Source organism: Salisediminibacterium beveridgei, from assembly GCF_001721685.1.
In the GTDB taxonomy this organism is placed as follows: domain Bacteria; phylum Bacillota; class Bacilli; order Bacillales; family Salisediminibacteriaceae; genus Salisediminibacterium; species Salisediminibacterium beveridgei.
Genome location: NZ_CP012502.1, coordinates 2,697,705 through 2,720,735, shown reverse-complemented (window position 1 = coordinate 2,720,735; position 23,031 = coordinate 2,697,705). Strand labels below are relative to the sequence as shown.

Here is a 23,031-nt window from a genome sequence, read left to right as displayed (position 1 = left end):
ATATGGAAACGCGATTCACTTCAATAGTTTATACAACTTTTTCAGGAGATAACTTTCTGTGGGCTCCTTTTTGATCAATCGGAAGCCCATCCAGAAGCCATCTTAACTGCCTGTCTGTAATGAGTAAGGGTTGATGGTCATCTGCTTTGGGCCAAGGAAACGTCCCTTTTTCAAGGCGGCGATAATAAAGCCAGAAACCATTATGATCCCAATGCAAGATTTTAATCTTATCCCTTTGTCTGTTACAGAAGACAAAGAACGACGGTGAGAAAGGATTCAGTTGGAACCCTTCCTGCACAATGGCAGCTAATCCGTCGATGGATTTCCGTAAATCTGTTGCACCTTTTGCAAGGAAGACTTGTTTAGGCTGAGCATGAGACATCATAATGCATTCACTGCTCGAAGAAGATTGGTGAGGTCCGACTGATCTAATCCCGAAGGGATTTCAAGTCGGCTATCATTTGGAAGGGTAAGATAGATCATTTGGGGATCAGGTCGGGATGTGGCATCAACGTTTACGGGTATCCAATTAGTTTGCGGCTGTTCTGCGGTTGCAAGTGATTTGGATTCTTCTTTAAATTTACGAATCCAGTAGCGCACTTGATGGACCGTGAATTCATCATTTTGACGAACCCACTCAGCTACAGACAGTCCAGATTTTTGGACCTCTTTAACTTTATGTTCCCAGAAATCTCTGAGGTTAGCATTCCTATTCATCGCGTCAACTCCTTCGTACTTTTACTATAATCACAGTATGAAGGAGCTAATAATAAAATTACACGTGCTTATTTTTGACGCTTACTTTACAACTGCTTGGATACAAGGTTGATCTTTCGCCACAGACGGCCTAAACACATTTAAGTTCCTCTGAATATTTCATAGCAGGGGCTTTTTAAAAAACATATCGGAGCCCTTTAATTTAGTTCGGCCTAAAAACCGAGTTTTATTTTCAGGGTAGCCTTTCAATTAAACTTTATCTGACTATAGTCATTTGCTAAGGGGAGGGGGGGACACTTTTCCGCAAAAACAGGCAATCATTTCGCGGAATTGTATTGAGGTGTTCCACAATCACACGTGGAAGCGGTCACGGTGATGTACAGGGAAGACTGAAAGGCCGCGGTGTAGAGCGATTTTGAAAATAGGTAAGTAAATGAACGCTCTTCGGGGATGGTCCTGGAGGGCGTTTTTTGCGGTTCAATTGAGTCCGGACAGGTACAAATCAACCATGTGAGGTTCTTAGGCTATCAGAAGAACAGCGATGGCGAGTTAATGATCGTCCCATCCGAAGCAAAAACGGTAAAGCGCATCTATCACGATTTTCTCGACGGCAAAGGATCTGTGCAGATCGCAGAGGAATTGAAAGAAGAAGGGGTTCCAGGTTGGAACGGCGAATCGAAATGGCGGGCGAGCACCATTGAGCGGATGCTGGAGAATGAGAAATACAAAGGCGACGTCCTCATGCAGAAGACGTACACGGTCGACTTCCTCACACGAAAACGGATGAAGAACGAGGGGGAACTGCCGATGTACCTGATCGAAGACAACCACCCCGCCATCATCGAGCGTGATACCTGGGAAGCAGTCCAGTTGGAGAAGCAGCGCAGAATCGCTTTCGTCGAAGAAACCGGGTCGAAGAAGATGACCTACAACGGTGATGACTATGTATTCTTCGGGAAAGTCATCTGCGGTCATTGCGGCAGCGCCTTCGGCAGACGAACCTGGCATGCCAATGACCCAAAAGCCAGAAGGCATGTGTGGCTCTGTAAGAACCGATACGTGAAAGGCGAGAAGCGTTGCCGAGTGAAGAATCATCATGTGAATGATCTGGACTTAGCACCGGCATTTATGAAGGGATTGAATGAACTCCTTCGCAAGAACAACATAAAAAAGTGGACTGAGGCCAAAGAACAGGCAGATCCACTCCTCAACTATAAACTGGACCAATTCCTCGAACGGGCCAGGAGCCATCAAGAATTGAGTGACTATCAACCGGAGCTGGTCCGACGGTTCCTAGAGCGTGTGGTGGTCGAGGATAAACAGACGTTGCGGTTTCACTTCCTAGATGAGTCGGTGGTCGAAATGGATCGGTTACACTTAGTTGGACAGATTCGTTAAGGTCCCGTACAATTGGTTCAAATGCAAACCAAGGAGAGCTATTCGCAAACGGTGACGAATCTCGAAAGATTTTTAAGGACCAAATGGTGCAACTGTATCAAGCAGGTAAGCCCAGAGCCCATCTTATCAAGGAATACAAGCTTACGCCTTCTGCCTTTGATAATGGGTTAAACAATACCAGAACAGTAAATCGTTCAAAGAATAGAACAATCGAACGCAAGAGCAGATATATTTGATTAAATTTTGGGGGGGATTTGTAATGAATAATAAAAAATTACTAAGGTCAACCAAGAATAGGTCAATTTTAGGAGTATGCGGAGGACTAGCGGACTTTTTCGGAATTTCACCTTTAGGTGTGAGGTTAATATTTATTTTCACTATGCCTTTGTCTTTAATTATATATATAATACTTGCTAACTCTATTGACGATACACCTTGTTCTTTGTAATATAAGTTGAATGGCCTAATTAAAGAAGACAATAAAACTAACAAAACTCCCAATTTAAAAAGAGTTTATCTTTTTCTAAATTATCAACAGTGGTATGTCAACACTAAATCGAACAAATTTTTAAAGGTCTCTTCGACTTGAATTCAATCGGTGATAAATAATTCAATGATCCATGAATGCGTATGTTATTGTACCAATTTACGTAATCAAATAATGCAAGGTCAAGTTCGTGTTGATCTGTCCAACTAAGTATAACCGATTTATTGATCATTTTTAAAATATGGGCTAGTTCGTAAACGAGCGTTGAAATTTATCAAGACCTAAATTGTAGAAAGTGATTAAAAATGGTTCTAAGTCAATTGTTGGGGTAGTGGCATTTTGCTGCTGCCCCTTTATCCTACTTGAAAATGTTCATTTTTGAATTGATGATGCAGTAATACCCGGAATCGGAAACGATCGTATCGTCTGAATCCGAATGCATTCCGTTTGATCACTTTCGTCTGATTGTTTAACCCTTCGATCGGACCGTTTGTATAACCATATGCAAAGCTGTTCAGGATGGCCACTTCCCAATTTCGGAATGTTTTCAGGACGTCTTGAAACTCTTGCATCTCCGATGCCTCCACGCATTGATAGAACGCATGAAGTTCTTCTTTTACGCTTCGCACATCATGTTGCCCAACCTGTTTCGCCGTTTCAAACCAATCGCGATAAGCTTCTTTCACTTCATAGGCTTCACGAAGCTCCTCTGACAAAGACAGATAGCGTTGGAGATACCAGTGTTGTTTCTCCGTTAAGTCTTGCGCGTGTTTATGAAAAACATGCTTCATCCGTTTACACTTTTTCCGATCATATTCGTGGAATTCCTTCTGTACACGGCGCCGAATTCGGTCCAGCGCCCAATAGATATAACGACAGAAATGAAACCGGTCGGCGACAATAACAGGTTTGCCCAATGCCTGGTCTACCGCTGATTTAAAGGAATGGCTCATGTCCATGACCACGATGCGGACTTGACTGCCTTTCTGTTGTAAATAACGTTTGACGGTTTGGACCGCACGGTCCGGTAAAATATCCAATGGTTTTCCTGTCACACCATCTGCAATCATGACTTGATATTTCCCTTTTTCGGTGTCTCCCTTATACTCATCGATGGCAATGACCGAAGGCAGCTCCTTCACCTCGGACAACATAGGGGCAGCGATCTGATCGAACCTTCTCATCACGGTGGTTGGAGACGTATGAAACTGTCTGGCCGTATCCGTGAAATTCTTTCCCTGGATCACACGGAGTCCCAACGCCTGATTCCATTCCAAAGTGTGTCGTTGGTAACGCTCCACCAGTTTGATCTGTTCAGAAAATCGTTTTCCATATCGGCACACGTAACGTCTTCGACGATAGAACAAGACCGTAGGTCGTTCCCACATCTTCAGGTGTTGCACCTTCTGGACCCGGTAATCATGGACTTTACTCGTCCATTCAGAACAACATGGGCACCTGTGCGGCTCGCGTTCCATCTCGATATGAATGTGTACTTCCCCATCAACAATGGCTGTTTTCGTGACGATCGCTTCTTCTAACCCCGGAAAGTTCATGTTAAAATCAGTAGTATGCACGCAGATCCTCTCCTTCACTTTGTTTCTGGACAATTCAAGTGTAAAGGATAGAGGAGCCTGCGTGTTTTTTATGCCCAAATTTATAGCAATTCACCATGTTGACTTGGAACAAATCAGCTTGTTTTTCATGAGTGAAAGGCGGCGACGCCAGAGGGATCAGCGCAGTCTGAAGATCCATTCTGACGATGCAAAGCTGAGACAGAATTAGCTGAAGACAAGCCCCTTGGCAAGCGTCCGCCGTGAGCGTTTGAAAAACACCTCGAAGAGAGAACCGCAATTGTTTCTAAACCCCAACATATATTTTAGAGCCTTAAAAAATAAAGGGTGATACATATTAGTAAAGTATAATATGTATCACCCTTTTATTTCTTACTCATGAATTATACCCGATAGCATAGTATAATTTTTGGACGTGACAGTTACCTGAAACTATTCTGCCCTCTTTCTTCAGTCAATTTTGAGAAGGCATTTATATAATCAGTTTTACTATTATTGATAACAGTTAATAAGGAGGAAATATCCTCGTTAGTTAAATCTACGCCTTCCTGAATTGCATAATCTCTTAGAAGAGCAACATAACCGGAGATAAGGGCTGTTGCTTGGGAAGTACCAAAGTTGTACTCTATCTCTTTATTGTTCAAAACACTCTTTATTCCATCACCAGGAGCGTTAATAACCGCTTCATTAGGGGCGTTGGTAAAATTAGAAACCTTCATATTATCAGATATAGAGCCAACAGAAATCACACCCGATTTAGATGCTGGAAAAAGCATATCTGCTGATTCGAAATCACCTGTTGAAGAAACAACTGTAATTCCCTGATCTAGTGCAAGGTCTATTGCTTTTGAAACAGACTCGCTATAAAGATAGCTTCCTAGGCTTAAGCTAATAACTGTACTTTCTAAATTAATCGCCTTTTCAATTGCTTTTGTTAAGTTTTCTGGGGTAATAGACTCCTCAAAATCCATTACTTTAATAGAGTTTATTTCAGCGTTCGGGGCAATACCAAGTACTTCATCTTCATGGCCCTTAATAATAGAATACATCATCGTACCATGACCATTATAATCCACACCATCACTATCTACAAACGCAATTAAGTTCGTGACTTCTTGGAAATCTGAAACCCCAGTATCTATCAAGGCAATCCTTTGTGACTCCCCTGTGGAATAAGTGTGAATTTCTTCATACCCCATATAATCAACGTGCCAACCATATTCTTCGCTCCATTTGCTCGTACCGAAACTAATACCAGTAAACATAACTAATATACCAGATATGAAAACTAATACCATTAAGCCTATTACTGAATATCTAATAATAGGATACTTATCTAAGCCTAATTGTTTATGTAGTATAAGAGCAATAAGAAGAAGAATAAACCATATTGTCATAAATAATGCACTGTTCATAATAAAACCTCTTTCTTAGTAATTCAACTTTGGTACCGATAAACTGCTGTTCAATTCTTGACTCTCAATGGCGCATCAAGAATGGATATATTGATTGATACTTTTGTTTGCAAAAGAAAACCACCTCAACTTTTGGTATATTGGATTTGACAGAATCACACTACCAAATAGAAGAGGTGCCTACTATATGATAGCGAAAAACAATGATCAGAAGCAACTGTTTGTGGACCTGAATGGAACATTTAAGGAATTGAATGTATTCACACACTTGAGAAACGCTGGTATTACAAAGTCATTTGGTTTTTCATGCAGCTATTTGTTTCAGTTGATCTTCTCATTGATTTTTGAACACAAATATTGGTTCCAAACATTGGAAGGGAAGAAATCTTCCGATTTCCCTGCTAAAGATGCTGTTTATCGTTTTTTGAATCAATCTACATTTTCCTGGCGACGATTCCTTTTGTTTTTCAGTGCTGATGTGATTAAACGTATAACGAGATTGACGGATCATACACGTCCTAAAGTATTCATACTGGATGATTCCTCTTATGACCGGAACCGCAGTAAATCTGTGGAACTGCTTGCTCGTTGCTTTGACCATGCGACTCAAAAAATGAGCTATTATAAAGGTTTCAGGATGCTGACCTAAGGTTGGTTCGACGGTGCTACCTTCATTCCACTCGACTTTACTTTGCTCAGATCTCAGAAATGCTAGATCAACGGTATTTCGAAAGAGATTGATAAACGCACTTCCGGATATAAACGTCGTACCGAAGTGCTTCAAAAAGCTCTTGGTATCATCCCATCCATGTTAAAAAGGGCAATGAATCAGGGAATTGATGCCTCTTATATGTTGATGGATTCCTAGTTCACGCATCAGCCACTGATCAAAGAAATAAAAGAACAAGGACTAGATGTCATTGGCATGATCAAGAATTCAAAACAGTGTTACCTGATTAACGGTAAACTTGTCGGTTTAAAAGAGCTTTATAAGCAGGCAAATCTAGTGTCTGGAAGCAAAAGTATCCTTCGATCGGTTCACACAATCACCGCGAACGATATCCGTGTCAAAATTGTCTTTGTTCGCAATCGAAATAAGAAAAGTGAATGGCTAGCAATACTGACAACCGACTGTACACTTGATGACCGGGAAATCATCAAGATCTACGGCATGCGTTGGGATATTGAAGTTTTTTTCAAGACAACCAAGTCATTAATAAGACTTCAAAAAGAATTTCAAAGCCGGTCATACGACGCTTTGATCAGTCACACGACCATTGTGTTTGCAAGATATATCGTTTTGTCCTGGCAACATCGATGCAGCACGGATGACCGTACACTTGGTGGTCTATTTTATGAATTATGCGACCAAATTGAAGATCTTGATTGGGCCATTGCACTCCAGCAGCTCATCGAGCTTCTTCCAGATACGCTGCAACATGTGAATCGTAAGATTCAAAAGATGGTCAAAGATCAACTCATGCAATGGATTGATGCTTTGCCCAATTATATCAAGGCTTACTTGCCTATTTCAGTCTGCGAAAGTTGAGTTAGTAAATAAACATTATTGGGTTGTTATGCTAAAAGTTAATGTATAGTGCATATTAGCAATAATTCCCCTACTAGTTCTGCCGTTATGATATGAAATCCTATCAGCTAGGTTGAAAAGATAAACAGAAGTGATTCCGTTACCTGCTACTCCCCACGGTCCGAAAACTAGACCACCTACTATAGCTCCAGCAGCATTAGCCTGTCCAGCTGCTCTTATATCAAATTCCCATCTTCTCGCATTAGAATTACTTTTGTATCTTTTTATTCCCCACCAACGTCTAACATCGTATGTTGATCCACCTTGCACATAAAAACCATCGTCAACTGCATCAACTAGAGTTCCATTCTCTAGAACTAATACATCTTTGTTTTTAATTTCTTTATTCAAGTCTTTTATGCCTTTAAGGTACATGTTTAGTAATCTTTGAGAATTAAGTTTACCATTATATTCAATTCCTTGAGATTTAGCTATTTCGTTTAAAAGTTCAAAATCCAATTTGTTTAATTCTTCAATAACAACTCTTCTGTTTTCTAGTTTAATTCCAGTTTGATCAATAACTATCTCCTCAGAGATGTAAGCGTCAAAAATAAGCACGTGTAATTTTATTATTAGCTCCTTCATACTGTGATTATAGTAAAAGTACGAAGGAGTTGACGCGATGAATAGGAATGCTAACCTCAGAGATTTCTGGGAACATAAAGTTAAAGAGGTCCAAAAATCTGGACTGTCTGTAGCTGAGTGGGTTCGTCAAAATGATGAATTCACGGTCCATCAAGTGCGCTACTGGATTCGTAAATTTAAAGAAGAATCCAAATCACTTGCAACCGCAGAACAGCCGCAAACTAATTGGATACCCGTAAACGTTGATGCCACATCCCGACCTGATCCCCAAATGATCTATCTTACCCTTCCAAATGATAGCCGACTTGAAATCCCTTCGGGATTAGATCAGTCGGACCTCACCAATCTTCTTCGAGCAGTGAATGCATTATGATGTCTCATGCTCAGCCTAAACAAGTCTTCCTTGCAAAAGGTGCAACAGATTTACGGAAATCCATCGACGGATTAGCTGCCATTGTGCAGGAAGGGTTCCAACTGAATCCTTTCTCACCGTCGTTCTTTGTCTTCTGTAACAGACAAAGGGATAAGATTAAAATCTTGCATTGGGATCATAATGGTTTCTGGCTTTATTATCGCCGCCTTGAAAAAGGGACGTTTCCTTGGCCCAAAGCAGATGACCATCAACCCTTACTCATTACAGACAGGCAGTTAAGATGGCTTCTGGATGGGCTTCCGATTGATCAAAAAGGAGCCCACAGAAAGTTATCTCCTGAAAAAGTTGTATAAACTATTGAAGTGAATCGCGTTTCCATATAAAATAAATCTCGTTATGAAAAAATCTTCTGCGATCTCACCCAAAACAACTGAACATCTCGAAGACCGTGTCTCGAAACTTGAACGGGAAAAGGCTGAACTTGAACTTCAACTCAAATGGTACAAGGAACAGCTCAGCCTCCAGCAAAGACAAAAATTCGGTAAGTCCAGTGAAAAAACGGATCCGGATCAGCTGGAGCTGCCTCTGTTTAATGAAGCAGAGCAAGAACAACATCCGTCCGAAGAAGAACCAACGGTCGAATCGATTACATATGAACGTAAGAAAAAGCGCAAAGTCCGAAAGGACCTTACAGAAAACCTTCCATCAAAAACCATTGAGCATACACTCCCGGTTGAGGATCAGGTTTGTTCGTGCTGCAATGGAAAGCTCCATACAATGAAGCAACAAGTCAAAGAAGAATTGGAAATCATTCCGGCAGAGGTTAAAGTAATTCGATATGTTACCTATCTATACAGTTGCAGAGACTGTGAGAAAAACGGTACGGGAAACCCGATTGTTAAAGCACCTGTTCCAGAGCGGGCATTCCCAGGAAGCCTTGCTTCACCATCGATGGTCTCTTACATCATGGACCAGAAATTTGTTCAGGGGACGCCGCTTTATCGCCAGGAACAGGCATTCAATCGTTTGGGTGTTCCTTTATCAAGGCAGACCCTTTCAAATTGGATTCTTGAAGGTTCTGAACAGTGGCTGGAACCGATCTACGATCGGATGGTTGAGACTTTAACATTGCTCGATGTTCTTCATGCCGATGAAACGACTGTTCAAGTTCTCAAAGAGGATGGGAAGGAAGCGAGCTCTACCTCCTATATGTGGTTGTACCGATCAGGCATGAGCAGTGTGCCGATTGTGATCTACGACTATCAACCCGGACGCGCCAGTAAATATCCAATTCGTTTCCTTGAAGGATTTAAAGGATACTTGCACGTAGACGGATATGGAGGCTATCACGGCTTAAAACCGAAAGTCGAACTTGTTGGGTGCTGGGCTCATGCACGCAGGAAATTCGTAGATGCTGTGAAATCCTTACCTGATGATGGTTCGACAACCAAAAGTTCTGCACAGGAGGGTCTGGATTTTATCAACCAGCTCTATCGCATCGAAAAGCATATACAGGAAGAGCGCCTCTCTCCGGAAAAAGTCTATGACGTTCGTCAAAAACGTTCAAAACCTGTTTTGGAGGCTTATTCAGCATGGCTTCAAACGATGCGAGCCAAAACCTTACCGAAAACGCTCCTTGGAAAAGCCATTGTTTATTCTATCAATCAAATGGATCACCTGAGAAACTTCTTAAAGGATGGCCGCCTTGATATAGATAACAACAGAGCTGAGCGCAGCATAAAACCTTTTGTGATTGGAAGAAAAAACGGGCTGTTCTCCAATACACCGCGAGGTGCAAAGAGCAGTAGTGTTATTTACAGTATCATTGAGACAGCAAAAGAGAATCGTTTAAAGCCTCAAGCTTATCTGGATTACTTGTTTGAACATTTGCCCAATAGCAAGCAATCTGAAATGGATCAGTTTCTACCCTGGTCAGAATCATTACCAGAGGAAATTCGGATCAAATAATCGAATTTAAACTCAGTATAGGAAATCCGCATCTAAATTAATAGGTGCGGATTTTTGACGCTTACTCAGAGATAATATCAATTATTTCAGTTAACGTAGTATCAATTGTCTCATTAGAGAATCTTTCCTGATCTGAATTGCCATTAGCAATAGTCGTATTTGTTGCACTAATGAAAAACAAAACAAACACCAATAAACTAATTACACCTTTTTTCATCATTTACAAAACCCCTCAAATTTAAATTTATTTTCTGCCTAATTGAAATTTATTATCTAGAAGACTTCTGAATTACAGTATCATAACTTTCTCATAATTTAATATATTAACAAAAAATAACAAAGGTGTTTTCTTGTTCACCGTAATTATTTAAAGTACGCACTGATATTTACTCTGATGAAGCGCCCCCAAAAGTTAGATCACCAAATCTAAATTTTTGAGGTGTTTTTTATGGCTAAATTGGAACCATTACATCCTGCTTTACCGGAATGTATTCAGACCGACATGAATGACTACTTCTCTCTTCCCTAAAACGGGATATCAGTGAGAATACACTGAAAGAGTACCGTATGAAAGATTATACTAAGTTTTTTGAAGTCACTGAAAGGCCGAAGCGGAGTAAGAAAATCATTCCAAAAGAAGATGTCGTGCGCGATACAGTAAGAAATTATGGATATTTCGCACTCCTGTCAAACGAAGTGAAAGAACCTTTTGAAGCCCTATCTCTCTATCGGAGTATGGACATCGTAGAAAAGGCTTTCGGCAATTTGAAAGACCGTTTGAACTTCAGAAGAATGCAGGTTTCTTATGAATTATCATTAAATGGGAAATTGTTTGCAGAATTTATTGCATTAATCTACTTGTCTTGTGTTAAAAAGAAAATGTGAGATGCAGGCTTATTTCATCAGTGGACTATTGGAACGTTTAAATCCATTCAATAATTACAATAGTCTATGATTCCATTTTTCTGGCGGTTGATATATTCATACTATTGGATCTTTACAATCCTACAAAGGAGTACCCTCCCATGTCTCGCGATGTCTATGCTCCTTTTAATTTAATTGTTGATCGTAAATATCTTTAAATCATGTTCTTTGTTTAATTAACAACATCCAATTAACCAATCTGATAGCAATTTAATAAAATCCATCTAATTACCCCCTTTCAATAGTTGGATAAATGCCAAGAATAGAATAAAGTAGTAGAAAGAAAGGAAATTCACGAAGTATATACACTGACATTTACCAAATAGATAAAATCATGACTTCATTGTATATTCTGTAAAATGAATTTTAAGATATTTAAGCATAAATGATTAAAGTAGGTGGATGAAATGAATACAAAAATTGGATATTTAATTAAAGAAATTAGATTATCAAAAAGCATGAGTCAGGTTGATGTTGCTGATGGTGTCATGCACCAAACTAATTATTCCAAGTTTGAATTAGGGAAAATTGAAATTAGCTATCAAAAACTCCATGAGATATTACTTAATATGGATATGGATATAGCAGAATTTAATTACTTGTATTATCATGATAATGAATCACAAAAAGAGAAAATCATTCGTGAATTCAACAGCCTAACATTTATTGATAATAAAAAAATAAATGGGATCATACAGGAGATAAAGAACTATCTCAGTGTTCAAAACGATGTATTACTTAAAGATATACTAAGTGTGTCAAAAGCGCTTTTAGCTATTCAAAATGAGGATTATAATGAAGCTTCCAAATATGGGAATTTAGTTTGGGGTAGATTAGAGAAACTCGACAGTTGGTACCTGTCAGATATTAAACTAATTAATAATATTCTATTTGCTTTCCCGATAGAAACAGCTCAACATATAGCAGAATTCGCTTTGAAACAGGGAGAAAAATACATTCCTTATTCTAAATATGAGAATGTATTTTTACCGATAAAATTTAATTTAGTTCAGTTATTATTGCGCAGAAAAATGACAAAGAAAGCCGAAATAATAAATGACGAGATGTTAAACACTTTCATAGAAAAAAACTATTACATTCAAATTTCGATATGCTTGCTCCGGAAAAGTATGATAAGACTTCATCACAAGGATATAGAGTATGCTGAGGAGTTAAAAAGAGAAGCATATGAAATCTCTAAAGTCATGAAGAATCAGAGTTTGAGGAATAAATTATTATCCGAGGAGAAGAGTATAAGAACTATGCTAGTAAACTGAGAACTAAATAAAGCTAAGGATGCTTAAACATTTGATAAGTGTGCCTGGTCGATCACATGGTTCTTAAACTCACTGCCTCTGTCCGTATGAAACATCTTGATTCGATTTAGATTGTAGGAGACGATGCACAAAGGTACGTTTAACTAATTCAACGTTTTTATGAGGACTGGCGCTGAACCCAATAATCTCACGATTATATAAATCGACTCATACACAAATATAATGCATGCTTTGTTCAAACGGACGTTGTAATTTCTAGACTGAAGTGAACAGAAATTGCTTGTTAGAATGGGACGCTTTCCGCTACAAAGTCCTTCTTTCCAGTAACAAAACACACCTGCCAATTAAACCTTAACTGACTATAGTCATTTTCTAAGGGGGGGGACACTTTTCCGCAAAAACATGCGATCATTTCGCGGAATTGTATTGAGGTGTTCCACAATCACACGTGGAAGCGGTCACCGTGATGTACAGAGAAGACTGAAAGCCTGCGGTGTAAATGGATTTTGAATATGGATAAGTAGATGAACGCTCTTCAGGGATGATCCTGGAGAGTATTCTTTATGAAGAGAAGTATCAAATGCTATCTTTAGTTAACTGGACAACGGCTTTTGGAAATCATATAATAAAAGAAGATATAACTTATGAGGTATATCAGATGGATCATTTAAGTTGGCGTGTCGAAGACTATACAACACGAGACGGTGAATCTTATGTAGAGGCATTTCTGGATCAATTGCCCGCAAAAGCTGCAGAAAAAATCATGCGTGATATTGAATTGCTGGAAAGGTTTGGACCGCGCTGGGGTCATCCTCATGTTGATTATTTTAAAAAACATGATCTTTATGAATTGCGTATAAAACACAGCAGTAACATTTACCGTATCTTCTTCTTTAAAGATGATGAAACGCTTTTGCTCTTGACTCATGGATTTCATAAAAAAAGCAGCAAAACCCCTTTGAGAGAAATACAGTTTGCAATTAAGATTAAAAAGGATTGGTTAGACAGGAAGGAGAATTAATCATGGGATTCAGAGAAAGATATACAAAGAAACGATCACCAGAAGATGCTGAATTTAAATCCTTAATAGAGGATTCAAGCCGAGAGATGAACCAGGAATTAAGAGAATCACTGATTACACTCCGTTTGGAAATGGGATTAACACAGAAAGAATTCGCAGAATTAACTGGTGAAAAGCAACCCTTGATATCGCGATTGGAAAATGGCTCACAGAATATCACAGTTCACAAACTTCAGCGTATTCTGGAAAGGACCAATACAGGAGCAAAGCTGAAAATCGAATTCAAAAAAGAAAAAGTAGATACGATGTCACATTAGTATTCCACCCTAGAAAAAACTATACTTATAAGCGACGCTCTTCAGAAATCATCTGAAGGGTGTTTTTTGCTTTAACGGTATACTGAAAAAGGAAAGATTATCTCATGATCCAACTTTACATTATTCCGTTAGCGGTATAATATTTAGGTGAGGTGGTTGGTTATGCAATATATGAACTCAAAAGAAGCAAGTAATAAATGGGGAATAAGCGATCGGCGAGTTCGGGTATTGTGCGGTGAGGGGCGTATTGAAGGGGCAATTAGAATTGGTCGGGATTGGTCCATACCTGTTGAAGCGGCTAAACCTGTGGACGCAAGACAGGCAAATAAAAAGCGTTACACTGGCTTGGAATATGATTTCAGTTATATCGATTCACTCAAAAAAAAGATCGACGGGCGCAGACCTTTTACAAAAGGGCTTGCCAATTCTCTCAGGGAAAAACTTGTTGTGGAATGGACCTACCACAGCAATGCCATTGAAGGGAATACTTTGACACTGTCAGAGACAAAAGTCGTTCTTGAAGGGATTACGGTCGGCGGTAAAAGCATGGTGGAACATCTGGAAACCATTAACCATCGGGATGCGATCACGTTTATAGAAGATTTGGTTGCAAATGAGGAACCACTTTCTGAATGGAATATAAAAAACATTCATTCATTGATACTAAAAGAAATAGATAATATAAATGCAGGCAAGTACCGGAGTGAAAATGTGGTCATCAGCGGTGCAAAGCACATTCCGCCGAAGCATTTTGAAGTTGGGGATTTCATGCAGAAACTCCTTGGGGAATATAAGAATGAATGGAAAGCGCATCATCCCATTGTCAGGGCAACGCTGATCCATGGTGAATTCGTGAAAATTCATTCATTCATTGATGGGAACGGGCGTACTTCGAGGTTACTTCTTAACTTTGAGTTAATGAAAAATGGTTATCCTCCAATCATTATAAAAAATGAGGAACGTGCAAGATATTATGATGTTCTTGATCTGGCACACACAACGATGAATTATGAACCATTCATTGAACTGATTTCGCAACATGTCATCGAGTCTGAAAAATTGTGGTTATCTTTAGTGGATTGAATAACCTGGGCATATGATTGATTATCTAAAGAAATAAAGGGATAGTTTCTTTGGAATTAAAAGGAGTATCCCCTTGACTCATAAAATGAAGAAAGTAAATAAAAGCGGAGAATTTCTCCGCTTTTAAATTTATCGTTTCTTATTCAACTAACACGCCTGATTGTTCAATACCCGTTCATTCAAGAGTCATTACTTTTTTGATAGTGCACGAAATAATAGCCAAATACCTCCAACCATTAAGGCAAGTACAATCAGAATTAACAGTAACCCTGGAACTCCTACATTGCTCATCGTTATATATACCCCCTTTACTGTCAGATGAAAGTGAACAGAAATTGTCTGATAAAATTGAAGATTGCCCCTTTACAGTGCTTATTCGATCGCCCAACTCACTTCATATGATTCATTTTCAGAATATCCATCTGCATCAAATGCTAATGAGAACAATTCCCCTTCATCCACAACTACTATGATTTGGGTTTCGATGGACGCGCCTTCATCCAAATCATCTTGGTAAACTGGGAGCGGCATGATGTCCAGGTCCATTCTTGCAACAGTGATTTCTCCCTCCATCACGTCTTCCTCGTGCAGTACACCGAATGACTCATAATAAAAATCCCGGTCCATGATGACGACGGAGTCTGACATGTTTTTGATTTCCAAATCGATGATGACTTCTTGTCCCGATTCACTTACATCCCAGAACACAGTCTCATCATGATCACGATTCACCTGAATATCCGTTGGGGTGATTTCCAATGTCCCCGTTTCGGCGGTTTCTCCCCAATCTAATTCGTTTATTTGATCTTCACCTTGGCAGCCTGTGAGAACTGTTGACAAGAATATCAAAACGAATATATTGAAAAATGGTTTCATGTAATCATCATCCCTTTTTATTTTATCGTTCTTTGAACGTTCAATTCTGATATGTATAAAAAACCTTCATAAAAATGGAAGTCTAATGCAGTTTTCTTGTCTTATTCAGCTGGCGTTGTTTGGTTGTTGATGAAGGTTAATCGCCTCTTTCAATTTAACAATGACGAATAGATTAACTGTTGTCAGCAAAAGGACCAGTACAACTAAAAATAAAGAAACCGTTTCTGATGTGAATGACCAGATAAACGAACCCATCATATAAAGCGTATACGTTGAAAGAATGATCATTCCTGACCACAAGAATAAATTAATCCCTTTACGATAACCGATTAAAGTCAGGAGCAACCATGCCGAAGCAATTATGCCAACTGCTGCTGAAATCATTTGATCGTCTCTCCAAAAAGTAAGCCCATTCACGAATGACACGAAACATAAGAACGCCAGATAAAATGGAATGTATTTGTTAGTACTAAATAAAATCAACTCCAATCTTTCATTTTTCTGTTTTTAAAAAGCTATCTTGAAATGCAGAGAAAAATGAACATCGAATGCGTTTTGTCATGGTGCACCGATACTTGCGCCTTGTTCAATGATTGCATTGAATTCTTTTGCCGATAAATGTTTATTTTCCTGTCCGGTTTCCTCAGAATACAACCCTTCCTTCATGTATTGAAGGCCTTCCCGAACTTTCTCCAATTCTGATTGCTGCTCTTCAGTTAAGGTTCCCTCATCATTAGGGTGTTGTGTGATTCGTCCTGCAAAAAACCTTGGTTGGGCACTGATATGGCTATTCACCGTTTTGTCACCCATACGCAATAGTAAATGAGTCGTTTCTAAATTATGTTCAATACTTGCTAAAGTTGTTACACCTTTTTCTTCTTCAGATAAAAAATACTCAATTGAATATAATGTATTGTCCAGGTTAGCATAAAACTCATTTAAAAAAGCTTCGTATTGTCTTCTATCTTCCATTTTAGCTTGAAAAAGCATGGGTGCAGTGATGACAAAGCAAATGGTTAATAAAATAAGTGCATACGTTTTGATTTTCTCTTTATTTTGCATATCCTTTCCCCCTTTTACAATGAATGAAGATAATCAAAGTGTATCATATCTTTCTATATATGGTATTATAATTCCTGTAATAAAAATGTTAATCGTCTTCACTTCATTTTGCCGATTACGGTTAGTTTTTTTAAAGGTTCTTCTCATCGCAATCGAAACTCTTGAGAAAAAAGGCCCATTCTGGTCACTTTCGTCAACGATCATAAGTGACGACAAATACGTATGATTCCAATAAAAAGAATGTAATAAAATAAAAAATAGAATGATTTGAAAGTGGATGATTTATAAAAGGGGGGGATGTACGTGAGAAAAAAGACGATTCTATTCGTAACCGGATTCGTTGTATTCATTGTGGGCTTTGTTATCTATGACCAAATGAAATACACAACCTATGGTGAAATCATGGAAGAATGGATAGGCGAGGAGGAAATTGTGGAAATGAAGCTCCATAATACCCGAAAAAGAGCTTATGACCAATTAGAGGGCCAGGAAGAGCAAATCGTCGTCGAGTCCCCTGAAAAGATGATAGATGTGATCGATGAAAGTTCAGATATGGTCATGAAGAGAAATGATGAAATACCAATTTGGGATTATGAAATTCGTCTTGAAACAAAGGAAGGCAATGAATATGTAATCACATTAGGATATGACAGTGCTCAAATGTATGACACTCAATATGAGATACCTGAAGAAGATAATAGGCTTCATAAGAAGGTACGGGCAGTATTTTCAAATGAAGTCAAGGATGACTGAATCACGCGTTTTCTTAATCGGAACATGTTTCATCTGAACGATAAAAGATCATTGATCTGTAAGCATAGATGAGAATACTTTATTATTTAACTGTTGATGGATATGACAAAGACCAGAAATTTTCAAGGGATTTAAACCCAAATATAGAAAAGTATGATACGCTCAATGCATCAGAGATAAACGGTTGAAATTTGGGTATTGTGGTCAGCGAACGACTGAACAACAGACAATGTGGCTTTGATCAACCGTGAGGAGGCAATGCGATGAACAACAATTTTTTTATTTCCGGTTTCGATGGGAATTGCTTTCTTTGTACTTGCTGTCGTGTTGTTCACATGGGTGCCCCTCTGCCTTATGTTGCAAGTTCGTTCGTGGCTTTTGCTCTGTTTGCAGTTCTGTTTTTGGCAGGATAATCAAAGGTCTTAACTACCAGCGGGTGCACGAGGGAGAGGGGGCAGAGATTGAATATCAAAATGTTTTCGATTGTGTATGTCACGCTGATATTATTCATGAACAGTTTGTATACAGGCCTTGAAATCTATAAGCATCAGTTGAGGGAAGGATGGACGAATCAGGATGGCGTAAGATCTGAAGCCTTTTCTGAGCTGACCAGGTTAGGCGACTGGACAACTGCCATCGAAGTGTCGATGACACTGCTCATGTTTCTGGTTGCGATCTGGGTGATTAAGAAACAACGAGCCAGTATAAAGGCACTGAACTATTTAAACGCAGCGGTTGTAGCGGCTTTTATTGTGTTGGGGTATATCACATCTGTAATCTTTGATGTTCCTGTTGGAAATGCAGTGCAGCAATTGGCAGGGCCTGCTGTGATCACTGTGGGATTACTGGCTTACTCATGCATTGCGGTGTTCTTGAACAAGAGGTCATAAAGCTGCAAAAACGCGCTTGATGAAGTTGGGTCAGATATGCATACAGTCCGCGGTATCAAGGGGAAGAACGCATGCTAATTGATTTTCATTTGCGTTTAGTGATAATGGATGATGTGTTTTTAAATTTCATTGGTGTCATGATCGGATACGTCTTGTTTAAAGGCTTTGTCCACATCTATCAGCACCTGATTAGGAAGACCAATCGGAATTCAAATCCGGTGGCTCAATATATTGATGATGTGTTAAAACAGCATGTTGATTGGCGAAAATGAGTATGAACGGTTAATCAGTAAACATTGATAGCACAAAAAGTAAATTTCAAATCGCTGAAGGGAAATCGTCCCAATCGGGTGCAGTGATTTGATCAATGAAGAGGGGGAACTGAATCATGTCTAATGTTATACGGTATTATATCGGTTTCATGCTATTCTTTTCCGTGCTGATTCCTTTGCTTCTTTTTGCGGTGGGAAGCACGTCTGAGCCATTGATCGTATTTGTCCTGGTTGTAATCATGAATCATTTGATCATCTCCCAAGTGAGCAGATGGCTGACGGCATGAACCCATGGAAAGACAGTTGTTATTCCACAAACAAAGAATCGACCGGATGCCTGAAGGAGAGGGGGATCGAACATGAAAAATCTTGTCACCGGTTTGCTGATCCTTTGTTTCGGGACGGTGTTGACGGCATGTGATTCATCGATCGATGCACCCCATTTCATGTGGGAAGGGCATCTCTATATTGCCACGTATGAACCGTTGACTAAAGAAGATCTGGAAAAGGAGATTGGCGTCTTGACGGAAGAGGTGAATGGCACCGCCGCAGCAAACAGCGAGGCGAGAGACCTGCCTGAAGGAACGGTGCTCTATAAAATTGAGGACAGAGAGATCGTTCAAGAAGGGATAGGAGGGTTTATTGGCTATGAAGTCGATGGGGAGTTCCGGATTGCAAGTATGTGGAACGAACCTGAATAACCCGTTGCAGTGAATGTTCATGGTGTAATTGTGGAGTTTGGGGGTGTTGTAGTGAACGTGAAGCTGCTTGTTGTCTCTTTGATAGCTTCGTTGCTGTTGAACGTGTTTCTATTCGTCAGTCTGTCAGATCGTGGGACGGAGGAAGGTGTGGAAGAGACGCTTCATCGCCTGTTGTTCAACGCGGCGGTTGAGATTGAGGAGGAGATGACGGAGGAGAACTACATCCGGATGGACCAGCAATTTACCGATATTGAAATCCTGTCGAGAAACATGATGGAAAACCAAGACGCTGCAAATGAGGTATGGCAGAATGTGACGATCGTCCATGAGATGCTGACGTCAGATTTGCAGTATCACATCCTTGATCTGGATCCTGGAAAGAGAACCGAAATCGCCAATGCCATAAATGATTCAGTGGAAAACGACGAGATCAATGAGTTGGAAAGGCGCATCAGGGACATCGTAAGTGACTCCGAATAACCGGAATCGGATTCGGCAGCGGCTTTCTCAGGGTGATGATCGTTATTACAGTGGTTGAACGGATCTCGCAGTGTCAGAAAGTGAAACAATCCATGGCATCTGTGGATTCACCAGATTGAAAAAGCCTTTCAGGAGGATCCTGGAAGGCGTGATGTTTTGGGTTCTTCAGTTGTTTATCAAAACAGTGGTGCAATGACAAATATGCCGATAAGTACGCCTGCGAGAAACAGGAAAATAAAGAGTGGGATCTTTTTTCCTTCCATAACCGGTGTCCTCCTTTATTTGTAAAGCAGTATGATGTTCCTGTATCCGTTCGTTTGTTTTCTGAAACGTTAAAGTTTTCCCGGCTGGAAAAGGAGCCTACAGGGATCACAGCCAATCACTCTCTTATCCTTGTTTTTTCTTCAAATGATCCATTCAAAAAAGAAGGTGTTTCATGGTATACTGAGTCAGTAAAAGATTTCGGAGGAGGTTTCTTGACGTGACAGATGATCAGTTGAACACCCTGCTGCAGGCCATTAAAGAATTGTCAGACAGTCAAAAAGAAATGTCCGGTACATTACATGAACTGGCAAGAAATCAAACGGAACTGACTGAGAATCAAAAGTCGGTGTCAGGGAAATTGGACGTCTTAACAGCCAGGCAGGATGACACGAATAAACGCATCGTCCGGGTGGATGAGAAGTTGGAATTTATCCAGCACCGGTTAATTGAACATGATGAGCAAATCTATACACTGAAGCAAAAAGCATTGCGATCGTAAGGAGCCATACATAGATATAGGATAACAAACAGCCGGGCCTTGTGTCCGGTTTTCTGTATGATTGCAGCTGATCGCGGGTCCGTTCGGATCAATTGGGCATTCTTCGGGAAAAAACGCCCGATGCAGGCAGATCATGCGTGCTTTTTTTGTTTTTGTGAGAAAATAAAAGGAGATGGCAAAGAGAGGGTGTTTTGAATGGGACTGGCAAAAGCAGTGGCTTTTCTCGGATTATTGGCGATGACAGCTGTGATTGGTTACGGGTTTGCGGTCGGGGATTTCACCCGGGACGGCGGGGAGATCCTCGCGAATCCATGGGGCATTGTATCGCTGGTGGATTTGTATGTCGGATTCATATTGTTTTCAGTCTGGATCGGTTTTCGCGAGGCGAATAAATGGATCGCTGCAGTGTGGATTGTCTTGATGATGACACTGGGATTTTTTACGGCAAGTCTGTATGTCCTCTTGAAACTGTATCAAAGTGATGGCGACTGGCTGACCTTTTTTCTCGGTGGGAAAAAAGAGACTCTGTTAGAGAAGAGAGGTTGAATGGTATGGCGAAATGGCAGGAACTGATCGAAGAAGCAAAATCCGTTGTATCCGGCAAAACACTGGACGCAGTATTTCCGCCATTCTTATTTGTGTTCAGCAACAGCTTTTTCGGCTTGAATACAGCAGTGGGCATTGCGTTGTTCAGTGCGGTGCTCCTGGGCGTCCTCAGACTCATACGAAAAGAGAACTGGCTCTATGCCGTTGGCGGATTTCTTGGCGTCGGCTTTGCATCGGGATTTGCCTATGTGACGGACAGTGCGGCAAACTACTTCATCCCAACGGTCATCAGCAGTGCAGCACTCGTCTTCGTTGCGTTTGCGACGCTGGTCATCGGCAAGCCTCTCGCGGCATGGGTGAGTCATTTGACCCGGGGGTGGCCTTTGGAATGGTTTTGGCGCAGTGATGTGAAAGCGGCATACCGGGAAGTGACGTGGCTCTGGCTGCTGTTTTTTCTGTTCAGGCTGATTGTCCATGTGGTCCTGCTGATTGACGGGAACGCTCTGGCACTGGTCTGGGTGAATACGATCCTCGGCTGGCCCGGGATCGTGACGGTGCTCGTTATCAGCTACATTTACGGGATCTGGCGGTTGCGCCAATTGGGGGGACCTGGTGTGGACGAGTTCATCGCAGGAAAAGAAGCCCCCTGGAAAGGGCAGACAAGAGGATTTTAAATTTCAGTAGATCGTAAAGAGGTGACAAACATGACGTTTCGGATCAGAGTGGCAGTACCGGAGGACGCCCGGAACATTCTCGGGTATTTGAAGCAGGTTGGCGGGGAGTCGGATCACCTGCTGATTGACGGGTGGGGACTGCCGATTTCAGAAGCGGAGGAAATCTCAATCCTTCAGAAGATGAAGGACGATCCGGGCGCGTGTATGCTGGTGGGTGAAATGGATGAGAAGCTGGTATCGATTGCCAGCTACCAGGCATCTTCAAATCAGCGGATCGCCCATCACGCCGAACTGGCGGTGTCGGTGAAGAAGGCCTGTTGGGGAAAAGGCATCGGGAGGAAGATGATTGAGGCTCTCATTGACGAGGCAGCGAAGTCTGAACGGATCCGGATTTTACATCTAAAGGTCAAAGCCGATAACGAGCGGGCCATCCGCCTATACAAGGGACTGGGGTTTCAGGAAATCGGCCGGTTTGAAAGCTTCTTTCATATCAAGGGCACTGATTATGATGCAGTATTGATGAACCTGAAGATGCGTTAATGCAGAGGGGTGAATGTCAAACCACATGACAATCTGCCTGTATCTAGAGAAGAACCAAGACAAATAGATCGGTTCATTCGTTTTTTTCCATCAAACCCAATGTATGATCCATTCATGGTCCTGAATGCCCGATAATGAAAAACAACGAATACCACCGTCTGAACAAAAGCAGAAATTGTCGAAAGTCTTTGCGGTAAAGGGTTGAACCCCTGTATACAGGCTTCGGGTGATCAACGAATCGAAACAGGGAATGCCGCACCTTTTGGAAAATAACTGCAAACTGTGTCGAAATAAAAGAAATGATTTCTTGAATCCTGTACTTTTATCCGTGCTATTCAGGGAATTTTAAAACCATATAATGGCAATATTATTGATTATATGAGACATTCGACAGATTTTATACACATATAACAAGAAATAATGGAATTAAAAGTAAATGAAGGTAAAGAAAGATTGATCCTATTGAAGGATTATGCTTTGGTCTTCCATCGATTATCATATTAACTAAGAGATCAGTACTGATTACTACAGATCACTGGTTCTCGATAAAGGCAAACCTGATGAAAGTCAGGGACGCAAAGCTAGAGGGGCTTCCGGACAAGGGAAATCGTCCGATGCCAGCCAGTTACCGAAGGAGTCAGTGCATAGTTTACACCATTATATCCATTTTGTTCTATAAATGGATGGTGTTAACTTTACAAACCCTCCTTTTGGTAAAAGGCAGGGTTTATTTTTGTTGATGGGGGG

Annotated in this window: 28 protein-coding genes, 5 pseudogenes and 1 riboswitch; of the genes and pseudogenes, 22 read left to right on the top strand and 11 right to left on the bottom strand. The window is 40.5% G+C overall.

The window, feature by feature from the left end; genetic code table 11:
* Positions 1-28: 28 nt before the first annotated feature.
* On the bottom strand, positions 29-385 hold the full coding sequence (gene tnpB, locus BBEV_RS12810) for an IS66 family insertion sequence element accessory protein TnpB (RefSeq protein WP_084007197.1): 357 nt from the start codon (positions 383-385) through the stop codon (positions 29-31).
* Positions 382-717 (bottom strand): IS66 family insertion sequence element accessory protein TnpA, encoded by a 336-nt coding sequence (gene tnpA / locus BBEV_RS12805; RefSeq protein WP_069364181.1) that lies wholly within the window; start codon positions 715-717, stop codon positions 382-384. Before tnpA (BBEV_RS12805) ends, tnpB (BBEV_RS12810) begins: the two co-directional genes overlap by 4 nt.
* Positions 718-1,167: 450 nt before the next feature.
* Here tnpA (BBEV_RS12805) and BBEV_RS12800 point away from each other — a divergent pair, with 450 nt between their 5' ends.
* From BBEV_RS12800 to BBEV_RS17215, 3 genes and pseudogenes are all read left to right on the top strand, one after another.
* Complete coding sequence (locus tag BBEV_RS12800; RefSeq protein ID WP_232318180.1) at positions 1,168-2,115, top strand: recombinase family protein; 948 nt, start codon at positions 1,168-1,170, stop codon at positions 2,113-2,115.
* 83 nt (positions 2,116-2,198) lie between these two features.
* Positions 2,199-2,314 (top strand): annotated as a pseudogene (locus BBEV_RS17650) (helix-turn-helix domain-containing protein); the annotation flags it as partial.
* 60 nt (positions 2,315-2,374) lie between these two features.
* Positions 2,375-2,563 carry a PspC domain-containing protein gene (locus BBEV_RS17215; protein WP_084007386.1) on the top strand — a complete coding sequence of 63 codons (189 nt, stop codon included), beginning with the start codon at positions 2,375-2,377 and terminating at the stop codon, positions 2,561-2,563.
* Positions 2,564-2,666: 103 nt separating this feature from the next.
* Here BBEV_RS17215 and BBEV_RS17210 read toward each other — a convergent pair.
* The 3 genes and pseudogenes from BBEV_RS17210 to BBEV_RS12790 form a co-directional block, all read right to left on the bottom strand.
* Positions 2,667-2,792, bottom strand: a pseudogene (locus BBEV_RS17210) (IS3 family transposase); the annotation flags it as partial.
* Positions 2,793-2,955: 163 nt separating this feature from the next.
* Positions 2,956-4,158, bottom strand: a complete 1,203-nt coding sequence (locus tag BBEV_RS12795) for an ISL3 family transposase (RefSeq protein ID WP_069366743.1) — start codon at positions 4,156-4,158, stop codon at positions 2,956-2,958.
* A gap of 440 nt (positions 4,159-4,598) precedes the next feature.
* Positions 4,599-5,591: a S8 family peptidase gene (locus tag BBEV_RS12790; RefSeq protein WP_084007385.1), complete on the bottom strand. Its 993-nt coding sequence runs from the start codon at positions 5,589-5,591 to the stop codon at positions 4,599-4,601.
* Positions 5,592-5,778: 187 nt separating this feature from the next.
* Between BBEV_RS12790 and BBEV_RS12785 the strand changes: the two are divergent.
* Positions 5,779-7,140, top strand: a pseudogene (locus BBEV_RS12785) (IS4 family transposase).
* A 15-nt stretch (positions 7,141-7,155) separates the two neighbouring features.
* Here BBEV_RS12785 and BBEV_RS12780 read toward each other — a convergent pair.
* Positions 7,156-7,764, bottom strand: a complete 609-nt coding sequence (locus tag BBEV_RS12780) for a hypothetical protein (protein ID WP_157100986.1) — start codon at positions 7,762-7,764, stop codon at positions 7,156-7,158.
* Between the two features lie 37 nt (positions 7,765-7,801).
* Between BBEV_RS12780 and tnpA (BBEV_RS12775) the strand changes: the two genes are divergently transcribed.
* From tnpA (BBEV_RS12775) to tnpC, 3 genes are read left to right on the top strand one after another with little or no spacing between them, the layout of a single operon-like run.
* The gene (gene tnpA / locus BBEV_RS12775) at positions 7,802-8,137 is read left to right on the top strand and encodes an IS66 family insertion sequence element accessory protein TnpA (RefSeq protein ID WP_069364181.1); all 336 of its coding nucleotides are present in this window, start codon (positions 7,802-7,804) and stop codon (positions 8,135-8,137) included.
* Positions 8,134-8,490 carry an IS66 family insertion sequence element accessory protein TnpB gene (gene tnpB / locus BBEV_RS12770; protein WP_084007197.1) on the top strand — a complete coding sequence of 119 codons (357 nt, stop codon included), beginning with the start codon at positions 8,134-8,136 and terminating at the stop codon, positions 8,488-8,490. Before tnpA (BBEV_RS12775) ends, tnpB (BBEV_RS12770) begins: the two co-directional genes overlap by 4 nt.
* Positions 8,491-8,533: 43 nt before the next feature.
* A complete protein-coding gene (gene tnpC / locus BBEV_RS12765; RefSeq protein ID WP_069365822.1) occupies positions 8,534-10,105 on the top strand; it encodes an IS66 family transposase in 1,572 nt (523 codons plus the stop codon).
* A 61-nt stretch (positions 10,106-10,166) separates the two neighbouring features.
* Here the strand turns inward: tnpC and BBEV_RS17440 are convergent, their stop codons facing one another.
* Positions 10,167-10,325, bottom strand: a complete 159-nt coding sequence (locus BBEV_RS17440) for a hypothetical protein (RefSeq protein WP_157100985.1) — start codon at positions 10,323-10,325, stop codon at positions 10,167-10,169.
* A 273-nt stretch (positions 10,326-10,598) separates the two neighbouring features.
* On the opposite strand from BBEV_RS17440, the pseudogene BBEV_RS12760 reads away from it, so the two are divergent.
* A pseudogene (locus BBEV_RS12760) lies at positions 10,599-10,987 on the top strand (IS1634 family transposase); the annotation flags it as partial.
* Positions 10,988-11,436: 449 nt separating this feature from the next.
* Positions 11,437-12,306, top strand: a complete 870-nt coding sequence (locus BBEV_RS12755; protein ID WP_069365820.1) for a helix-turn-helix domain-containing protein — start codon at positions 11,437-11,439, stop codon at positions 12,304-12,306.
* A gap of 41 nt (positions 12,307-12,347) precedes the next feature.
* Here the strand turns inward: BBEV_RS12755 and BBEV_RS17645 are convergent.
* Positions 12,348-12,543, bottom strand: a pseudogene (locus BBEV_RS17645) (DDE-type integrase/transposase/recombinase); the annotation flags it as partial.
* Positions 12,544-12,847: 304 nt separating this feature from the next.
* On the opposite strand from BBEV_RS17645, the gene BBEV_RS12750 reads away from it, so the two are divergent.
* The 3 genes from BBEV_RS12750 to BBEV_RS12740 all read left to right on the top strand — a co-directional run bounded on the left by BBEV_RS12750 (position 12,848) and on the right by BBEV_RS12740 (position 14,727).
* Entirely contained in the window at positions 12,848-13,327 is a 480-nt protein-coding gene (locus BBEV_RS12750; protein WP_084007384.1) for a type II toxin-antitoxin system RelE/ParE family toxin, read from the top strand.
* A 2-nt stretch (positions 13,328-13,329) separates the two neighbouring features.
* Positions 13,330-13,644 (top strand): helix-turn-helix domain-containing protein, encoded by a 315-nt coding sequence (locus BBEV_RS12745; RefSeq protein WP_069365818.1) that lies wholly within the window; start codon positions 13,330-13,332, stop codon positions 13,642-13,644.
* Between the two features lie 345 nt (positions 13,645-13,989).
* Positions 13,990-14,727: a Fic family protein gene (locus BBEV_RS12740; protein WP_069366741.1), complete on the top strand. Its 738-nt coding sequence runs from the start codon at positions 13,990-13,992 to the stop codon at positions 14,725-14,727.
* Positions 14,728-15,099: 372 nt separating this feature from the next.
* On the opposite strand, the gene BBEV_RS12735 is transcribed toward BBEV_RS12740, so the two are convergent.
* From BBEV_RS12735 to BBEV_RS12725, 3 genes are all read right to left on the bottom strand, one after another.
* The gene (locus BBEV_RS12735) at positions 15,100-15,567 is read right to left on the bottom strand and encodes a hypothetical protein (RefSeq protein ID WP_157100984.1); all 468 of its coding nucleotides are present in this window, start codon (positions 15,565-15,567) and stop codon (positions 15,100-15,102) included.
* Positions 15,568-15,708: 141 nt separating this feature from the next.
* Positions 15,709-15,987 (bottom strand): hypothetical protein, encoded by a 279-nt coding sequence (locus tag BBEV_RS12730; RefSeq protein WP_069365816.1) that lies wholly within the window; start codon positions 15,985-15,987, stop codon positions 15,709-15,711.
* 174 nt (positions 15,988-16,161) lie between these two features.
* On the bottom strand, positions 16,162-16,665 hold the full coding sequence (locus BBEV_RS12725; RefSeq protein WP_069365815.1) for a hypothetical protein: 504 nt from the start codon (positions 16,663-16,665) through the stop codon (positions 16,162-16,164).
* Positions 16,666-16,968: 303 nt separating this feature from the next.
* On the opposite strand from BBEV_RS12725, the gene BBEV_RS12720 reads away from it, so the two are divergent.
* The 10 genes from BBEV_RS12720 to BBEV_RS12680 all read left to right on the top strand — a co-directional run bounded on the left by BBEV_RS12720 (position 16,969) and on the right by BBEV_RS12680 (position 22,284).
* Positions 16,969-17,418: a hypothetical protein gene (locus tag BBEV_RS12720; RefSeq protein WP_069365814.1), complete on the top strand. Its 450-nt coding sequence runs from the start codon at positions 16,969-16,971 to the stop codon at positions 17,416-17,418.
* Between the two features lie 461 nt (positions 17,419-17,879).
* On the top strand, positions 17,880-18,308 hold the full coding sequence (locus BBEV_RS12715; protein ID WP_069365813.1) for a hypothetical protein: 429 nt from the start codon (positions 17,880-17,882) through the stop codon (positions 18,306-18,308).
* An 89-nt stretch (positions 18,309-18,397) separates the two neighbouring features.
* Entirely contained in the window at positions 18,398-18,580 is a 183-nt protein-coding gene (locus BBEV_RS12710; protein ID WP_198155002.1) for a hypothetical protein, read from the top strand.
* 116 nt (positions 18,581-18,696) lie between these two features.
* Entirely contained in the window at positions 18,697-18,867 is a 171-nt protein-coding gene (locus BBEV_RS17435; RefSeq protein WP_157100983.1) for a hypothetical protein, read from the top strand.
* A gap of 72 nt (positions 18,868-18,939) precedes the next feature.
* Positions 18,940-19,281 carry a hypothetical protein gene (locus BBEV_RS12705; protein WP_069365811.1) on the top strand — a complete coding sequence of 114 codons (342 nt, stop codon included), beginning with the start codon at positions 18,940-18,942 and terminating at the stop codon, positions 19,279-19,281.
* A gap of 51 nt (positions 19,282-19,332) precedes the next feature.
* Positions 19,333-19,761, top strand: coding sequence for a hypothetical protein (locus BBEV_RS12700; RefSeq protein ID WP_069365810.1), 429 nt, complete (start codon positions 19,333-19,335; stop codon positions 19,759-19,761).
* Positions 19,762-20,242: 481 nt separating this feature from the next.
* Positions 20,243-20,524 carry a hypothetical protein gene (locus tag BBEV_RS12695; protein ID WP_069365809.1) on the top strand — a complete coding sequence of 94 codons (282 nt, stop codon included), beginning with the start codon at positions 20,243-20,245 and terminating at the stop codon, positions 20,522-20,524.
* A 195-nt stretch (positions 20,525-20,719) separates the two neighbouring features.
* The gene (locus BBEV_RS12690) at positions 20,720-21,070 is read left to right on the top strand and encodes a DUF1475 family protein (RefSeq protein WP_069365808.1); all 351 of its coding nucleotides are present in this window, start codon (positions 20,720-20,722) and stop codon (positions 21,068-21,070) included.
* Between the two features lie 5 nt (positions 21,071-21,075).
* Entirely contained in the window at positions 21,076-21,744 is a 669-nt protein-coding gene (locus BBEV_RS12685) for a DUF3159 domain-containing protein (protein WP_069365807.1), read from the top strand.
* Positions 21,745-21,774: 30 nt separating this feature from the next.
* A complete protein-coding gene (locus BBEV_RS12680; protein ID WP_069365806.1) occupies positions 21,775-22,284 on the top strand; it encodes a GNAT family N-acetyltransferase in 510 nt (169 codons plus the stop codon).
* A 540-nt stretch (positions 22,285-22,824) separates the two neighbouring features.
* Positions 22,825-22,917, top strand: a riboswitch (cyclic di-GMP riboswitch).
* The last annotated feature ends 114 nt before the right edge of the window (positions 22,918-23,031 follow it).

Bases quoted from the DNA above. Each gene is read 5' to 3' on its own strand.
- tnpB (WP_084007197.1), bottom strand. From the start codon at position 385: ATGATGTCTCATGCTCAGCCTAAACAAGTCTTCCTTGCAAAAGGTGCA.
- tnpA (WP_069364181.1), bottom strand. From the start codon at position 717: ATGAATAGGAATGCTAACCTCAGAGATTTCTGGGAACATAAAGTTAAA.
- BBEV_RS12800 (WP_232318180.1), top strand. From the start codon at position 1,168: ATGGTCCTGGAGGGCGTTTTTTGCGGTTCAATTGAGTCCGGACAGGTA.
- BBEV_RS17215 (WP_084007386.1), top strand. From the start codon at position 2,375: ATGAATAATAAAAAATTACTAAGGTCAACCAAGAATAGGTCAATTTTA.
- BBEV_RS12795 (WP_069366743.1), bottom strand. From the start codon at position 4,158: ATGAACTTTCCGGGGTTAGAAGAAGCGATCGTCACGAAAACAGCCATT.
- BBEV_RS12790 (WP_084007385.1), bottom strand. From the start codon at position 5,591: ATGAACAGTGCATTATTTATGACAATATGGTTTATTCTTCTTCTTATT.
- BBEV_RS12780 (WP_157100986.1), bottom strand. From the start codon at position 7,764: ATGAAGGAGCTAATAATAAAATTACACGTGCTTATTTTTGACGCTTAC.
- tnpA (WP_069364181.1), top strand. From the start codon at position 7,802: ATGAATAGGAATGCTAACCTCAGAGATTTCTGGGAACATAAAGTTAAA.
- tnpB (WP_084007197.1), top strand. From the start codon at position 8,134: ATGATGTCTCATGCTCAGCCTAAACAAGTCTTCCTTGCAAAAGGTGCA.
- tnpC (WP_069365822.1), top strand. From the start codon at position 8,534: ATGAAAAAATCTTCTGCGATCTCACCCAAAACAACTGAACATCTCGAA.
- BBEV_RS17440 (WP_157100985.1), bottom strand. From the start codon at position 10,325: ATGATGAAAAAAGGTGTAATTAGTTTATTGGTGTTTGTTTTGTTTTTC.
- BBEV_RS12755 (WP_069365820.1), top strand. From the start codon at position 11,437: ATGAATACAAAAATTGGATATTTAATTAAAGAAATTAGATTATCAAAA.
- BBEV_RS12750 (WP_084007384.1), top strand. From the start codon at position 12,848: ATGATCCTGGAGAGTATTCTTTATGAAGAGAAGTATCAAATGCTATCT.
- BBEV_RS12745 (WP_069365818.1), top strand. From the start codon at position 13,330: ATGGGATTCAGAGAAAGATATACAAAGAAACGATCACCAGAAGATGCT.
- BBEV_RS12730 (WP_069365816.1), bottom strand. From the start codon at position 15,987: ATGATTTCAGCAGCAGTTGGCATAATTGCTTCGGCATGGTTGCTCCTG.
- BBEV_RS12725 (WP_069365815.1), bottom strand. From the start codon at position 16,665: ATGCAAAATAAAGAGAAAATCAAAACGTATGCACTTATTTTATTAACC.
- BBEV_RS17435 (WP_157100983.1), top strand. From the start codon at position 18,697: ATGTCTAATGTTATACGGTATTATATCGGTTTCATGCTATTCTTTTCC.
- BBEV_RS12705 (WP_069365811.1), top strand. From the start codon at position 18,940: ATGAAAAATCTTGTCACCGGTTTGCTGATCCTTTGTTTCGGGACGGTG.
- BBEV_RS12690 (WP_069365808.1), top strand. From the start codon at position 20,720: ATGGGACTGGCAAAAGCAGTGGCTTTTCTCGGATTATTGGCGATGACA.
- BBEV_RS12685 (WP_069365807.1), top strand. From the start codon at position 21,076: ATGGCGAAATGGCAGGAACTGATCGAAGAAGCAAAATCCGTTGTATCC.
- BBEV_RS12680 (WP_069365806.1), top strand. From the start codon at position 21,775: ATGACGTTTCGGATCAGAGTGGCAGTACCGGAGGACGCCCGGAACATT.